Annotated in this window: 13 protein-coding genes; 2 read left to right on the forward strand and 11 right to left on the reverse strand. The window is 71.7% G+C overall.

From position 1 onward, the window contains the following. Positions 1-18: 18 nt before the first annotated feature. The 6 genes from secF to ruvC form a co-directional block, all read right to left on the reverse strand. The gene (secF, locus tag AB0H83_RS06985; RefSeq protein WP_360088136.1) at positions 19-1,176 is read right to left on the reverse strand and encodes a protein translocase subunit SecF; all 1,158 of its coding nucleotides are present in this window, start codon (positions 1,174-1,176) and stop codon (positions 19-21) included. Positions 1,177-1,178: 2 nt separating this feature from the next. Further along, positions 1,179-3,020 carry a protein translocase subunit SecD gene (gene secD / locus AB0H83_RS06990; RefSeq protein WP_360088139.1) on the reverse strand — a complete coding sequence of 614 codons (1,842 nt, stop codon included), beginning with the start codon at positions 3,018-3,020 and terminating at the stop codon, positions 1,179-1,181. A gap of 76 nt (positions 3,021-3,096) precedes the next feature. After that, entirely contained in the window at positions 3,097-3,480 is a 384-nt protein-coding gene (yajC, locus tag AB0H83_RS06995; protein ID WP_360088758.1) for a preprotein translocase subunit YajC, read from the reverse strand. 153 nt (positions 3,481-3,633) lie between these two features. Further along, on the reverse strand, positions 3,634-4,701 hold the full coding sequence (gene ruvB / locus AB0H83_RS07000; RefSeq protein ID WP_360088142.1) for a Holliday junction branch migration DNA helicase RuvB: 1,068 nt from the start codon (positions 4,699-4,701) through the stop codon (positions 3,634-3,636). Continuing rightward, a complete protein-coding gene (gene ruvA / locus AB0H83_RS07005) occupies positions 4,698-5,306 on the reverse strand; it encodes a Holliday junction branch migration protein RuvA (protein WP_360088145.1) in 609 nt (202 codons plus the stop codon). Before ruvA ends, ruvB begins: the two co-directional genes overlap by 4 nt. Then, complete coding sequence (gene ruvC, locus AB0H83_RS07010; RefSeq protein WP_360088148.1) at positions 5,303-5,815, reverse strand: crossover junction endodeoxyribonuclease RuvC; 513 nt, start codon at positions 5,813-5,815, stop codon at positions 5,303-5,305. The genes ruvA and ruvC overlap by 4 nt, the downstream gene beginning before the upstream one ends. 140 nt (positions 5,816-5,955) lie before the next feature. Between ruvC and AB0H83_RS07015 the strand changes: the two genes are divergently transcribed. Continuing rightward, positions 5,956-6,750: a 3-hydroxybutyrate dehydrogenase gene (locus AB0H83_RS07015; protein ID WP_360088151.1), complete on the forward strand. Its 795-nt coding sequence runs from the start codon at positions 5,956-5,958 to the stop codon at positions 6,748-6,750. Between the two features lie 18 nt (positions 6,751-6,768). After that, positions 6,769-8,658, forward strand: coding sequence for a helix-turn-helix domain-containing protein (locus AB0H83_RS07020; protein WP_360088761.1), 1,890 nt, complete (start codon positions 6,769-6,771; stop codon positions 8,656-8,658). A 70-nt stretch (positions 8,659-8,728) separates the two neighbouring features. Here AB0H83_RS07020 and AB0H83_RS07025 read toward each other — a convergent pair whose 3' ends face one another. The 5 genes from AB0H83_RS07025 to AB0H83_RS07045 all read right to left on the reverse strand — a co-directional run bounded on the left by AB0H83_RS07025 (position 8,729) and on the right by AB0H83_RS07045 (position 14,187). Beyond that, positions 8,729-9,343, reverse strand: a complete 615-nt coding sequence (locus AB0H83_RS07025; RefSeq protein WP_360088154.1) for a TetR/AcrR family transcriptional regulator — start codon at positions 9,341-9,343, stop codon at positions 8,729-8,731. A 55-nt stretch (positions 9,344-9,398) separates the two neighbouring features. After that, positions 9,399-10,994 (reverse strand): MFS transporter, encoded by a 1,596-nt coding sequence (locus AB0H83_RS07030; RefSeq protein WP_360088157.1) that lies wholly within the window; start codon positions 10,992-10,994, stop codon positions 9,399-9,401. Positions 10,995-11,109: 115 nt separating this feature from the next. Beyond that, the gene (locus AB0H83_RS07035) at positions 11,110-12,057 is read right to left on the reverse strand and encodes a branched-chain amino acid ABC transporter permease (protein ID WP_360088764.1); all 948 of its coding nucleotides are present in this window, start codon (positions 12,055-12,057) and stop codon (positions 11,110-11,112) included. An 11-nt stretch (positions 12,058-12,068) separates the two neighbouring features. Continuing rightward, positions 12,069-12,941: a branched-chain amino acid ABC transporter permease gene (locus AB0H83_RS07040; protein ID WP_360088160.1), complete on the reverse strand. Its 873-nt coding sequence runs from the start codon at positions 12,939-12,941 to the stop codon at positions 12,069-12,071. 4 nt (positions 12,942-12,945) lie between these two features. Beyond that, positions 12,946-14,187, reverse strand: coding sequence for an ABC transporter substrate-binding protein (locus tag AB0H83_RS07045; RefSeq protein WP_360088163.1), 1,242 nt, complete (start codon positions 14,185-14,187; stop codon positions 12,946-12,948). Positions 14,188-14,192: the final 5 nt, after the last annotated feature.

Here is a 14,192-nt window from a genome sequence, read left to right on the forward strand (position 1 = left end):
TGAACGTGGGTGAAAGGCTCAGCGCCGGCCGGAGCCGGGCCTGCCACCGGCCCGGGGGCGCTTCGCCTGCCCGGGACGGCTGCCGGGGCGCGCACCCGGGCGGGGTGCGGCACCGGCGAGCTCGGAGCGCTCCGCGGACTTGCCGGCGGCGCTGCCGATCGGCACGCCGTCGCTGTCGACGGGCGGTGCCTGGGTGGCCTGCTTCGCCAGGTTCGCGCGGCGGTTCGCCACCCGGGCCTCGTGCGCCTGCAGCCGCGGCTCGCGGACCTTGAGCTCGGCGAGCACCGGCGTGGCGAAGAAGATCGAGGAGTACACCGCGACGCCCATACCGATGAACAGCACCAGGCCGAGGTCCTTCAGGGTGCCCGCGCCGAGGAGGCCGGCACCGATGAAGAGCAGGCCGCCGACGGGCAGCAGCGCGACCAGACCGGTGTTGATGGAGCGCATCAGGGTCTGGTTGACCGCCAGGTTGGCGGCCTCGCTGTAGGTGCTGTTGTTGTTGCCGGTGATGCCCCGGGTGTTCTCCTGCACCTTGTCGAACACGACGACGACGTCGTACAGGGCGAAACCGAGGATCGTCAGGAAGCCGATGACCGTGGAGGGCGTGACCTCGAACCCGACCAGCGAGTAGACGCCGGCGGTCAGCACCAGGTCCAGCAGCAGCGAGCTGATCGCCGCCGCGGCCATCCGCCACTCGAACCGGAACACCAGGTACGCCGTGACCAGCGCCAGGAAGATCACCAGGCTCAGCAGGGCCTTGTCGGTGACCTGGCCGCCCCAGGAGGTGCTGACGGCGCTGTCGCTGATCTGGGTCGGGTCGATGTTGAAGGTGTCGGCCACCTTCTCCTTGATCTCGGTCTGCCGGGCCGAGTCGGTGATCAGCTCGGTCTTGATGACGTACTGCGTGTCACCGATCGTCTGGCCCGTCTTGACCTCGACACCGGCGTCGCCGAACGCCTGCTCGACGTCGTCGAGCGAGCCGACGCTCACCGGGACGCTGTACTGGTTGCCGCCCTCGAACTCGATGCCGAGCGTGAAGCCCCGGAAGATCATGCTGCCGATCGCGATCAGCAGGGCGATCCCGGCGACGGTGAACCAGAGCCGCCGGCGACCGACGACGTTGACGTTGGCTTCACCACGGTAGAGCCGGGCTGCGATGCCACCTTTGCCACTCATCGTCAGACCTCCTTCGGGCGGTTACGACGGGGGGCGGAGGACGCCACACCGGCGCCGGGACGCTGCTCGACGATCCGGCCGAGGCCGGACACCCTCGGTGACAAGAATGCCTTGCTGCGCGCGAACAACGTCATGATCGGATGGCGGAACAGGAACACGACGACGAGGTCGATGATGGTCGCGACGCCCAGGGCGAACGCGAAGCCCTTGACCGAGCCGATGGAGAAGAAGTACAGCACCGCGGCGGCGAGCAGGGTGATCGCGTTGGCCGAGATGATCGTGCGGCGGGCGCGGACCCAGGCGCGCGGGACGGCGCTGCGCGGGCTGCGGCCCTCCCGGATCTCGTCCTTGAGCCGTTCGAAGTAGATGACGAACGAGTCGGCGGCGACACCGAGCGACACGACGAAGCCGGCGAACCCGGCGAGCGTCAGCGTGAAGCCCATGGTGCGGCCGAGGACGATCAGGGCCATGTAGACCATCACGCCGGACAGCACCAGGCTCAGCGTGATGACCAGTCCAAGCAGCCGGTAGTAGAAGAACGAGTAGAGCACCACCAGCAGCAGGCCGATGCCGGCGGCGAGCACGCCCGCCTCCAGGTGCGAGCTGCCGAGCGTGGCGGAGATGCTCTGCGCGTCCTGCGGCACGAAGGACAGCGGCAGCGCGCCGTACTGCAGTTGGTTGGCCAGCAGCTCGGTGTCGCGCTTGGTGAACTGGCCGGTGATGCGCGCGTCGCCGGGGATGACGCTCTCGATGACCGGCGCGGAGACGACCTCGTTGTCGAGCACGACGGCGACCTGCTTGCTGTCGGTGCCGTTGTTGTACGCCTCGCGGGTCAGGTCCGTCCACCGGTCCTGGCCGCCGCCCTTGAACGAGATGGTGACGATCCACTTGCCGTTGGTCGAGTCGATCGACGAGTCGGCCTTGGACACGTCCGTGCCGAGCACCTTGGCGACGTCGAGGCTGTACTTGATCCCGGGCTCGCAGGCGACCGCGGGCTGCTTCTCGTCCCGGATCGAGCCGACCGGGCGCTTGTCGAGCTTGGCGCAGGTCACGTACGGGATGTTGAACTGCATCGCCGGCGGCAGGACCGCGACCTCCTCGGGGGTCAGCGACTTGAACGGCGCGTAGAGCGCGGCCTTCGACGGGTCCGCGGACAGGTCGACCGGCCCGGTCTCCTGCATGGCGGCGGCCCAGACGGCGTCGCCGAGCTTCTTCTGCACGTCGGCGCGCTGCTGCGCGACGTCGGCCGCCACGGGCGGCGCGGAGGAGGCCGGCGCCGACCCGGACGGCGCGGCGGACGCCGGGGCCGAGGACGCGGGCGCGGACGCCGAGGTGGAGGGCTGCGCGCTGGTGGACGCCGACGCAGGCGCTGCCGGGGCGGACCCGGACGCCGGCGCCGACTCCGACGCGGACGCCGAGGCGGACGCGGACGGGTCGGTGTCGGCGATGTCCTGGGTCTGCCCGCGCACCATACGGAAGCGCAGCTCGGCGGTCTGGCCGATCTGCTTCAGGCGGTCGTCGCTCTTGCCCGGCAGGGAGACGTTGATGTTGGAGTCGCCCTCGATGAGGACCTCGGCCTCGGAGACACCCAGGCCGTTGACCCGGCTGTCGATGATGTCCTTGGCCGTCTCCATCTGCTGTTTCGTGGGCGGCTTGCCGTTGTCGGTCTTCGCCTGCAGCGTGACCGTGGTCCCGCCGATGAGGTCGAGGCCGAGGTTCGGCTCAAGCCGGTTGCGCCAGCCGCCGTCACCGCCGAACCACACCCAGATGGCGAGCAGAACGAAGATGGTGCCGAGCACACCGAGCTGACGGCCCGGGTGCATCGGTGCCTGAGGTTGTGCCACGGCTGTCGGGTCTCCCTGCACTAACGCCGGCGGGGTGCGCGGCGTGCTTGTTCGTGGTGGTGCGGCGGATCGGCGGTCAGTCGAGGGACTTCGGGGTGTTGCCCGGCGCGGGCGTCTCGTCCTCTGCCGGGTCGCCGGCGGACTCGTCCTCGACGGCGTCGTCGCTGACGGCCTTCTGGTTCACCTTGCCGATCGCGGCCTTGGCGTATCTGGCGGTGACGCCGGGCGCGATCTCCAGCAGGACGCTCTCGTCGTCCAGGCTGCGGATGGTGCCGTACAGGCCGCCGACGGTGATGATCTCGTCGCCGACCCCCATGGTGGACTGCATGTTCTGCACTTCCCGGCGGCGGCGCTGTTGCGGGCGGATCATCATGAAGTAGATGAGGGCGAAGATCCCCACGATGAACAACAGGGAGGTGTACCCACTGCCACCTGAACCCTGTGCCTCGGCGTACAGCACGATCATGGCCTTCCGGTCGGCTCGGGACCCAGGGGCCTGGGCGCACCGAGCGAAGTATGAAGTCCGCGCGGCGGACCGCGGCGAGTCTAGTCGGTGTGTCGGAAGACACGCAGACCGGCATCTATCACGGTCCGATCACGACAGCTAGGGACGCTACGGCTCCAAGCTGAAAAGATCGGGCATTTGCGGCGACGTTCCCGATGCGTGGCTTCCGCCACCGACGGTACCAGCGGGAACCGGCAGCCCGAGATGACGCCATGCACTCGGCGTCGCGACTCGCCCACGCGGAGTACGAGCGAGCAGTCCGGTGCGCAGCAGGAAAGGTTCACAGACCTCTTCCACGGTGTCGGGCTGCTCGCCCACGGCCACCGCGAGCGTGGACAGCCCCACCGGTCCCCCGCCCTGGCGGATCAGTGCGCGCAGCACCGCCCGGTCCAGCCGGTCCAGGCCGAGCTCGTCGACGTCGTACACGGCGAGGGCGGCCTTCGCGGCGGCCAGGTCGACCACGCCGGTGCCGCGCACCTCCGCGTAGTCACGGACCCGGCGCAGCAGCCGGTTGGCGATGCGTGGCGTGCCGCGGGAGCGCCGGCCGATCTCCACGGATCCCTCGTCGGTGATCGGCACGTCGAGGATCCGCGCCGAGCGGGCGATGATCAGCTCCAGCTCGTCCGGGTCGTAGAACTCCAGCTGGCCGACGAAGCCGAAGCGGTCCCGCATCGGGCCGGTGAGCAGACCGCTGCGGGTCGTCGCGCCGACCAGCGTGAACGGCTCGACGTCGAGCGGGATCGCGGTCGCGCCGGGCCCCTTGCCGACCACGACGTCGACGCGGAAGTCCTCCATGGCGCTGTACAGCAGCTCCTCGGCGGGCTTCGCGATGCGGTGGATCTCGTCGATGAACAGCACGTCGCCCGCGGACAGGCTGGTCAGCACCGCGGCCAGGTCGCCGGCGCGCTCGATCGCCGGGCCGCTGGTCATCCGCAAGCCGGCGGACAGCTCCGCGGCCACGATCATCGCGAGGGTCGTCTTGCCCAGCCCAGGCGGGCCGGACAGCAGGATGTGGTCCGGCGGGCTGCCCCGGCGCAGCGCGCTCTGCAGCAGCAGGTCCAGCTGCTCGCGGACCCGGTGCTGGCCGATGAGCTCGGCGAGCCGCTTCGGGCGCACGCTCTGCTCGGCGGCGCGCTCCTCCTCCGCCGCGTACGCACTGACGAGGGGGTCGGTCACCGGATCGTGCCCAGCATGCGGATGGCCTGCTTCAGCAGCACCGGCACCGGCGGGACGGTGCCGCCGTCGAGCTGCTCGGCGACCGCGGCGACGGCCTGGTCGGCCTGCCCGGCGGTCCAGCCGAGGCCGGTGAGCGCCTGGCGGACCTGCTCGGCCCACACGGCGCCGGCGCCGACCCCGACGAGCGCCGCGCCGTCGCCGGGCAGCGCGCCGACCTTGTCGCGCAGCTCCAGCACGAGCCGCTCGGCGCCCTTCTTGCCGATGCCCGGCACCCGGGTCAGCGTGGACGTGTCGTTGCCGGCGATGGCCCGGCGCACCACCTCGGGGCTGTGCACCGCGAGGACCGCCTGGGCCAGCCGCGGCCCGACGCCGGTCGCGGTCTGCAGCAGCTCGAACAACTGCTTGGCGTCGTCGTCGGCGAACCCGTACAGGGTCAGCGAGTCCTCCCGCACGACCAGCGACGTGGCCAGCCGCGCCTCCTGGCCGACCCGCAGGTCGGCGACGGTCTGCGGGGAGCACTGCACGGCGAGGCCGACCCCGCCCACCTCGATCACGGCCCCGTCCGGCGACACGGCGGCGACCCGCCCCCGCACACTCGCGATCATCGTGCTCTCCTCAGCGCCGCCTGGATGCGGTCCCGGGTGCCGCCCCTCCAGACATGACAGATTGCCAGAGCGAGGGCGTCGGCGGCATCGGCGGGCCGGGGCGCGACCTGCAGCCGCAGCAGCCGGGTCACCATCGCGGTGACCTGTGCCTTGTCCGCGGAGCCGTTGCCGCTGACCGCGGCCTTGACCTCGCTCGGCGTGTAGGTCTGCACGGGCAGGCCGGCCCGCGCCGCGACCAGGATCGCCACCGCGCCCGCCTGCGCGGTGCCCATGACGGTGCGGACGTTGTGCTGGCTGAACACCCGCTCCACCGCGACGGACTCCGGGCGGTGCTCGGCGACGAGCGCGGTGAGCCGCTGGTCGAGGTTGAGCAGCCGGTGCGCCAGGTCCGTCTCCGGGTCGCTGGTGACCACCTCGTAGTGCACGAGCCGGCAGGGGCGGCCGGGCACGCCCTCGACCACGCCGACGCCGCAGCGGGTCAGCCCCGGGTCGACCCCCAGCACGCGCACCGAAACCCCCTCAAACGTGTGTTCGACACACTAGCCGACGCGCCACCCGTACCAGGAACGCGACACACACATCGAGTGCCCCGAAGGTATGTGGGCGGACCCCATGGGACGCGCGGGCGAAGGCTCGTACGTTTCCCGCCATGACGACGCCACATCCCGTTGCCCCGCATCAGGTGGTCGCCCTGGACCTGCGCGGCCGGACCGCGCTGGTGACGGGCGCCGGCAGCGGCATCGGCCGGGGCGTCGCCGTGCGCCTCGCCGCCGCCGGTGCCCGGGTCGTGGCCGTCGACCGCGACGCCGAGCCGCTGAAGCTCCTGGCCGACGAGATCGGTGCGGTCCCGGTGGTCGCCGACCTCTCCGAGCCCGACGAGGCCGAGGAGCGGCTGGCCGGGCACTGGGCGGCCGACGTGCTGGTCAACAACGCCGGCCTGCAGCACGTGGCGCCGCTGCAGGACTTCCCGCCGGAGCGGTTCGCCTACATCCAGGCGGTCATGGTGGAGGCGCCGTTCCGCCTCACCCGCCGGATCCTGCCGCACATGTACGCGCGCGGCTGGGGACGCGTCGTCAACATCTCCTCCGTGCACGGCCTGCGGGCCTCGCCGTTCAAGGCGGCGTACGTGACGGCCAAGCACGCCCTGGAGGGGCTGTCCAAGACCGTCGCCCTGGAGGGCGCGCCGCACGGGGTCACCAGCAACTGCATCAACCCGTCGTACGTGCGCACGCCGCTGGTGGAGGGGCAGATCGCGGCGCAGGCGGCCACCCACGGCATCGACGAGACCGAGGTCGTGGAGAAGATCATGCTCACCAGCGCGGCGATCAAGCGGCTGATCGAGCCCGCCGAGGTCGCCGAGCTCGTCGCCTACCTGTGCACCGACGCCGCGGGGTTCATCACCGGCGCGTCGCTCGCCATCGACGGCGGCTGGACCGCCCACTAGCACAATGGTGGTGTGACGATGCTGGAGTACCTGGAGCTGCTCGCGCGGGAGGCCGCCGCGGTCGAGTTCGAGGGCCCGCTCGTCGCCGCCCGCAACGCCGGCCTGCCGCCGGACCGCATCGCCGAGCTGGAGCAGGCCAAGGTCGTCGCGCTGCGGGTACGGGCGCTGCTGGAGCGCCGCCGGCGCCGTGAGGAGGAGCTGTCGGGACTGTTCGACACCGCCAGCGACCTCGCCGGCCTGCGCGACGTCGACGCCGTCCTGGCCGCGATCGTGCACCGGGCCCGGACGCTGCTCGGCGCCGACGTGGCGTACATGACCCTCAACGACGAGGAGCGCGGCGACACGTACATGCGGGTCACCGACGGCTCGATCTCCGCCCGGTTCCAGGCGCTGCGGCTGCCCATGGGCGCCGGGCTCGGCGGGCTCGTCGCGCAGACCGGCAGCCCGTACGTGACGGCCAACTACCCCGAGGACGCCCGCTTCCGGCACACCGGCGACATCGACGCCGGCGTCAGCGAGGAGGGCCTCGTGGCGATCCTCGGCGTGCCGCTGCGCCTCGGCGCCCGCATCATCGGCGTGCTGTACGCCGCGAACCGCTCGGCCCGCCCGTTCGCCCGCGAGGAGGTGTCGCTGCTGGTGTCCCTCGCCGCGAACGCCGCCGTCGCGATCGACACCGCCCGGCTGCTCGGCGAGACCCAGGCGGCCCTGGAGGAGCTGTCGGCGGCCAACGGCATGGTCCGTGCCCACAGCGACTCCGTCGAGCGCGCCGCGGCCGCCCACGACCGCATGACCGCCCTCGTGCTGCGCGGCGCCGGGGTGGAGGACATCGCCGAGGTCGTCACCGAGGTCCTCGGCGGCGCGCTGCTCGTGCTGGACGCCGACGGCCGCCGCCAGGCCAGCGTCGGCGCCCTGGAGCCGCCCGACGCCAGCGCCATCGCCGAGGCCCTCGCCGCGTCGCGCACGGAGGGCCGCAGCGTGCGCCGGGGCGCCCTGTGGGTCGCCGCGGTCGTCGCCGGCGCCGAGAACCTGGGCGCGCTCGTGCTGCGCCCCGACCATCCCCTCGTCAACGCCGACCAGCGCATCCTGGAGCGGGCCGCGGTCGTCACCGCCCTGCTGCAGCTCTTCCGCCGTACCGTCGCCGAGGCCGAGGGCCGGGTCCGCGGCGAGCTGCTCGACGACGTCATCACCCGCCCGGTCCGCGACGCCGACGCGCTGCGCACCCGCGCCAAACGCCTCGGCGTCGACCTGGACGCCCCGAACGTCGTCGTCGCCGTCGGCGAGGACGCCGTCACCGGCGGCTCGGCCCGCCAGCGCGCCGTGTCCTGGGCGCAGACCTACGCCCAGACCCGCGGCGGCCTGGCCGCGGCGCGCGACGGTCACGTGGTGCTCCTGCTGCCCGGTGAGGCGGCCGGCCCGATGGCCCGCACCGTCGCCCGCGACCTGGGCAAGCTCCTCGGCCGCCCGGTCACCGCCGGCGCGGGCGGCCCCGCGACCGGCCCGGCGGGCATCGCCGCCGCGTACCGCGACGCCGACCGCTGCGTCATCGCCCTGGCCGCCCTCGGCCGCGGCGGCGCCGGCGCCAGCACCGCCGAGCTGGGCTTCGTCGGCCTGCTGCTGGGCTCCGCCCCCGACGGCCGGGACCGCGACGTCGAGCAGTTCCTGTCCTCGACCATCGGCCCCGTCGTCGACTACGACGTGCGCCGCGGCACCGCCCTGGTGAAGACCCTGGAGGCGTACTTCGGCGTCGGCGGCAGCCTGGCCCGCGCCGCCGAACTGCTGCACGTCCACGTGAACACGGTGACGCAACGCCTGGAACGCATCGGCCAGCTGCTCGGCGCCGACTGGCAGAAACCGGAGCGTGCGCTGGAGGTGCAGCTGGCGCTGCGCCTGCACCGCCTGCGCGCCTGACCAGTGCCGTTCATGATCCCGAATGGTTTTGGTGGCCGGGGCTACCGGAACCATTCAGGATCATGGAGGGTCAGGCGTGGGCGCCGCGCAGGACGGCGTCGACGAGGCGCTCGGCGAACTGCTCGTCGGGCACGTTCGGGTTCCACCGCAGGATGTTCTGCGCGAGCGTCGGCCCCGACAGCATGAGCAGGGTCAGCTCCACGTCGAGGTCGGCGCGCAGCTCGCCGCTGGCGATCCCCCGCCGCAGCACCCCGCGCATGACCTCCCGGCGCGGCTCGACCACGCCCTGGTAGACGCGGTGCATCTCCTCGCCCTTGGCCAGTTGCGGCAGCAGGCACGCGGTCACCTTGCCGTAGTGGTCCATGCGCTTGGTGCGCATCCCGGCGATGAGGGTGACCAGGTCGCCGCGGACGGACTCGCCGGCGAGCTCCGGCGACGGGCCCTTCATCGCGGTGACGGCGTCGATGAGCAGCGCCTCCTTGTTGGGCCAGCGGCGGTAGATCGTCGCCTTGCCCACGCCCGCCCTGGCCGCGACCGCCTCGATCGAGATCGCGTCGGCGCTCTGGCCGCCGCTGAGCAGGGCCATGACCGCTTCGATGATGGCCTCGTCCGCGCGGGCGCTGCGGGGCCGGCCGGGACCCTTGCGGTCCTGGTCGGCCGTCGCATCCACGCTCGCCGTCGTCATGGTTTCCATTGTTGCCGAGTTTTCACATGGAAGCTACCGGCGAGTTCGCTGTTCATCACACGTCGACCAGCTCAACGCCCTGCTCCTCGGCGAGGCTCTCCGCGGTGCTGGGCGCGGGAGCGGTCGCCGGGCGCTTGCCGGGCAGCCAGACGAAGGCGACGGCGGCACCGAGGACCGCGAAGACCGCGGAGCCGATCGCCGAGTAGTGCATCGCCGTGATGAAGGCGTCGTTGGCGTGCTGGATCAGCGCCGGCCCGGCGGGCCCGGCCTGCGCCGCGACGCCGTACGCACCGGAGATCGACTCGTCGGCCACGTGCTTGACGGCGGCCGGCAGGCCGGTCGTGGAGGACTCCACGCCGCTGCGGTAGTAGGAGCTGATGACGGCGCCGAGCGCGGCCACGCCGAGGGCGCCGCCGACCTGCCTGATGGTGTTGCTGACGGCCGAGCCGACGCCGGCCTTCTCACGGGGCAGCGCGGCCATGATGGCCTCGGTCGCGGGCGGCATCACGTTGGCCATGCCGACGCCCATGATGAAGAACAGCGCGCCGACGACCCAGATCGGGGTGCTCTCGCCGATGAAGATCCAGCCGGCCAGGCCGGCCGCGACCAGGAGCAGGCCGGCGGTGCTGACCGCCTTCGGGCCGTAGCGCTTGACCATCGCGGCGCTGCGCGGGGCGAAGACCAGCTGGCCGAGCGCGAAGGGCACGAACAGCGCGCCGGAGGCGAGCGGGCCGTAGCCGCGCACCAGCTGCAGGTAGAAGGCGCTGGCGAACATGGCGCCCATCGCGGCGAAGAAGACCAGGCCGATCATCGCGGTGGAGGCCGAGAACTGACGGTTGGCGAAGAGCCGCACGTCCAGCGAGGGGAACTCCACGCGCCGCTCGTACAGCACGAACGCGGCGAGGACGACGACCGAGGCGAGCAGTGCGCCCCACGACTCGGGCTCGCCGAAGCCGGCCTCGCCGCCCTCGATGACGCCGTACGTGAGCAGGGTCAGCCCGACGATGGACAGGACCACGCCGACGACGTCGATGCGGCCGGGCCGCGGGTCCCGGGACTCGGGGATGAGCGCGTTGACCAGGATCACGCCGGCCACGACGATCGGGACGTTGATCAGGAAGACCGAGCCCCACCAGAAGTGCTCCAGCAGCACGCCGCCGACGATCGGGCCGATCGCGACGCCGAGGCCGACGGCGCCGGCCCAGACACCGATCGCCTTGGGCCGCTCCTGCGGATCGAAGACGTTGGCGATGATCGACAGCGTGGACGGCATGACCGCCGCGGCGCCGAGGCCCATCAGGGCACGGGCCCAGATCAGCTGGTCGGGCGTGTCGGCGTAGGCGGACACGAGCGACGCGATGCCGAAGAGCGCGAGCCCGACGGTGAGGGTGATCCGCCGGCCGAGGCGGTCGGCGAGGATGCCGGCGGTGAAGAGCAGACCGGCGAAGACCAGGGTGTAGGAGTTGATCGACCACTCGAGCTCGCTCTGGGTCGCGCCCAGGCCGTGCACGGGGTCGGCGATCGTGCGCATCGCCACGTTGAGGACGGTGTTGTCCAGCACGACGATGAGCAGGCTGATGACGAGCACGCTGAGGATGGCCCAGCGTCGTGGATGTCCGGTGTTGGCTGGAGCTTGTGTTGCTGCGTCCATGTTCCGTGCCCCCAGTGAGCGAACGCCTTACGATACGGAACAGTTCCGTATCCTCGACCAAGCTATGGCCCGGCGATGCGATACGGAACCGTCTCGTATCATTTTGTGCGTACGGTCACAGCCGGGAATAGCGCCGCAGCAGCCACACCGCCGATCCCCACAGGCCGCGCCGGAAGAGCAGCACGACGAGCACGAAGATGCCGCCGGTGACCAGGCCGATCAGGGTGAAGCCGGCCTGCGACAGCTGGTCCTCCAGGTTGACCACGAGCGCCGCGCCGACGACCCCGCCCCACAGCGTGCCGATGCCGCCGAGCACGACGAGCACCACGCCCTTGCCCGACGTCGTCCAGTGCACGACGTCCAGGGACACGAAGCCGTGCGCGACCGCGAACAGCCCACCGCCCAGGCCGGCGACGAACGCCGACAGCACGAAGGCGAGGAGTTTGTACCGATGTGCCGGGTACCCGAGCGCGCGGGCCCGCGCGGGGTTGTCCCGGATCGCGACCAGCACCCGGCCGAACGGTGAGTGCACGACCCGCCACGCCAGCAGCATCCCGAGCGCCGCGACGGGCAGCGCGGCGTAGTAGAAGTAGTACGGGTCGGACAGGTCCAGCCCGAACAGCTCCCGCGGCACGCTCTGCAGGCCGTTCTCGCCGCCGGTCACCGAGGACCACTCGTTGGCCACGAAGTACACCAGCTGCGCGAACGCGAGGGTCACCATCGCGAAGTAGATCCCGGAGCGCTTCACCGCGAGGTAGCCGATCGGCACCGCCAGGGCCGCCGCGGCGAGCGCGCCGCCGAGCACCGCGACCGGGAAGGGCACGCCGAGGTGCGCCGCGGCCAGCCCGGCGGTGTACGCCGAGGTGCCCCAGAAGGCGGCGTGCCCGAAGGACAGCAGCCCGCCGTACCCGAGCAGCAGGTCGATGGCGACGGCGAACAGCGCCCAGCACAGCATGTCCACGGCGACCGCCGGGTAGAGCCCGTTGGGCAGCCAGAGCGCCACCAGCGCGCCGGCCGTCACCAGGGCCCAGCCGGCCCACCGCGGGGTGCGGGCCCGTTGCAGGATGAGGGTGGTCACGTCGGCAGTTCCTCCCGCCCGAAGAGCCCGGCCGGCCGCAGCAGCAGGACGAGGGCCATCACCAGGAAGATCAGGGTCTGCGCGAGCAGCGCCGGGCCGTACGCCTCGCTCCAGGCCTGCAGCAGCCCGATCGTGAAGCCGGCGGTGACCGAGCCGAACACCGAGCCGAGCCCGCCGATGACGACGACGGCGAAGACCCCGATGATGAGGTCGGCGCCCATGAGCGGGTTCACCGCCCGCATCGGCGCGGCGAGCACCCCGGCGAGGGCCGCCAGGGCCACCCCGAAGCCGAACACGGGCGCGATCCACCGCCCGACGTCGATGCCGAGGGCCCGGGTGAGCTCGGGGCGTTCGGTGGCGGCCCGCACGACGGTGCCGACCCGGGTGCGGGTCAGCAGCCACCACACCGCGGCGCACAGCAGCACCGCGACGCCGAAGACGAACACCCGGTAGGCGGGGAAGTCGAAGAGCCCGAAGTCGACGGTGCCGCGCAGCCCCGCCGGCGCCGCGTAGGGGTTGGACTGCGAGCCGTACCGCGACTTCACCACGTCCTGCAGCATCAGCGTCAGCCCGAAGGTGAGCAGGAAGTTGTACAGCGGGTCCAGGGTGGACAGCCGGCGGATCAGCGTGCGCTCCAGCAGCACGCCGAGCAGGCCGAGCACGACCGGTACCGCGGCCAGCGCCCACCAGAAGGAGACGCCGGCCTCGGCGAGCAGCACGTAGGCGCCGAACGCGCCGAGCATGTAGAACGCGCCGTGGGCGAAGTTGACCACCCGCAGCATGCCGAAGATGACGGCCAGGCCGAGGGCGAGCAGCGCGTAGAAGCTGCCCCCGACCAGGCCGTTGAACGTCTGGGTGAGGAAACCCATCGGGCTACAGCTTGCAGTCGGCCGACGGGGCGCGGAACGCCTCCTGGGCGGGGATGGTCTTCACGATCTGCTCGTAGTCCCAGGGCTCCTTGACCTCGCTGCCGGGCTTGACCTTGGCGAGGTAGGCGTCGTGCACGACCCGGTGGTCGGCGGCCCGGAACTCGCCGTTGCGCAGGAAGAAGTCGTCGACCTTCCGGCCTTCCAGCTGCTTGACGACCGCGTCTGCGTCGTCGGTACCGGCGGCCTGCACGGCCTCCAGGTACTGGGTGGCGGCGGAGTAGTTCGCGGCGTGCGCGAAGGTGGGCCGCTGCCCGCCGGCGCGGGCGGAGAACCGGTCGGCCCAGGCCCGGTTCCGCTCGTCGAAGCTCCAGTACCACGCGTCGGTGAACGTGGTGCCGGCCAGGGCGTCCGGGGTCAGGGAGTGGATGTCGGTGAGGAACATCAGGCCGACGGCGAGCCCGACGCCCTTGTCCCGCAGCTTGAACTCGTTGTACTGCTTGACCAGGTTCACCAGGTCGGCGCCGGCCTGCATGGTGCCGAGCACGTCGGGCTTCGGGCTCAGCGTCGGCGCCTTGAGCAGGAACGTGGAGAAGTTGTCGTTGGGGAACGGGGTCGGGTCGCTGGCCACGACGCTGCCGCCGCCCTTGGCGATGGCGGCCTTGAAGGACTTCTCCATGTCCTGGCCGAACGCATAGTCGGGGTAGACGATGTACCAGTTCTTGGCGCCCGCCTGCGTGGTGGCGGTGCCGGTGCCGTTGGCCAGCATCGCGGTGTCGTAGGCGTAGTGGAACGTGTACCTGTTGCAGGACTTGCCGGTCAGGTCGGTGGTGGCGCCGGAGATGTTGAAGTAGAGCTTCCTGCTCGCCTTCGCGACGTCGGCGACCTTCAGCGCGGCCGAGGACGTGGGCACGTCGAGGATCGCGTCGACGCCGAGCCGGTCGTACATCTCCGCGGCGCGGGTGTTCGCCACGTCGGGCTTGTTCTGGTGGTCGGCGGTCTCCACGGTGATGTTCTTCGTGACGGCCTTGTCGCCGTACTTGGCCTTGAAGTCCTCGATCGCCATCTTCACGGCCTCGACGGAGTTCTTGCCCGACAGCTGCGCGTACACGCCGGACTGGTCGTTGAGGACGCCGAGCACGAGCTTGTCGCCGGTGAGCTTCGAGTCGCCGCCGGAGCGGGGACCACCGGCGCCGCAGCCGGACAGGGCGACACAGAGCGCGGCACCGACCGCGACACTCTTTCTCATGAAAT

The sequence above is a fragment of the Dactylosporangium sp. NPDC050688 genome (genome assembly GCF_040654515.1).
Taxonomy (GTDB): Bacteria; Actinomycetota; Actinomycetes; order Mycobacteriales; family Micromonosporaceae; genus Dactylosporangium.

Coding starts and splice junctions, on each gene's coding strand:
- AB0H83_RS07020 (WP_360088761.1), top strand. CDS start 6,769: ATGCTGGAGTACCTGGAGCTGCTCGCGCGGGAGGCCGCCGCGGTCGAG.
- AB0H83_RS07025 (WP_360088154.1), bottom strand. CDS start 9,343: ATGACGACGGCGAGCGTGGATGCGACGGCCGACCAGGACCGCAAGGGT.
- AB0H83_RS07015 (WP_360088151.1), top strand. CDS start 5,956: ATGACGACGCCACATCCCGTTGCCCCGCATCAGGTGGTCGCCCTGGAC.
- AB0H83_RS07045 (WP_360088163.1), bottom strand. CDS start 14,187: ATGAGAAAGAGTGTCGCGGTCGGTGCCGCGCTCTGTGTCGCCCTGTCC.
- ruvA (WP_360088145.1), bottom strand. CDS start 5,306: ATGATCGCGAGTGTGCGGGGGCGGGTCGCCGCCGTGTCGCCGGACGGG.
- AB0H83_RS07040 (WP_360088160.1), bottom strand. CDS start 12,941: ATGGGTTTCCTCACCCAGACGTTCAACGGCCTGGTCGGGGGCAGCTTC.
- secF (WP_360088136.1), bottom strand. CDS start 1,176: ATGAGTGGCAAAGGTGGCATCGCAGCCCGGCTCTACCGTGGTGAAGCC.
- AB0H83_RS07030 (WP_360088157.1), bottom strand. CDS start 10,994: ATGGACGCAGCAACACAAGCTCCAGCCAACACCGGACATCCACGACGC.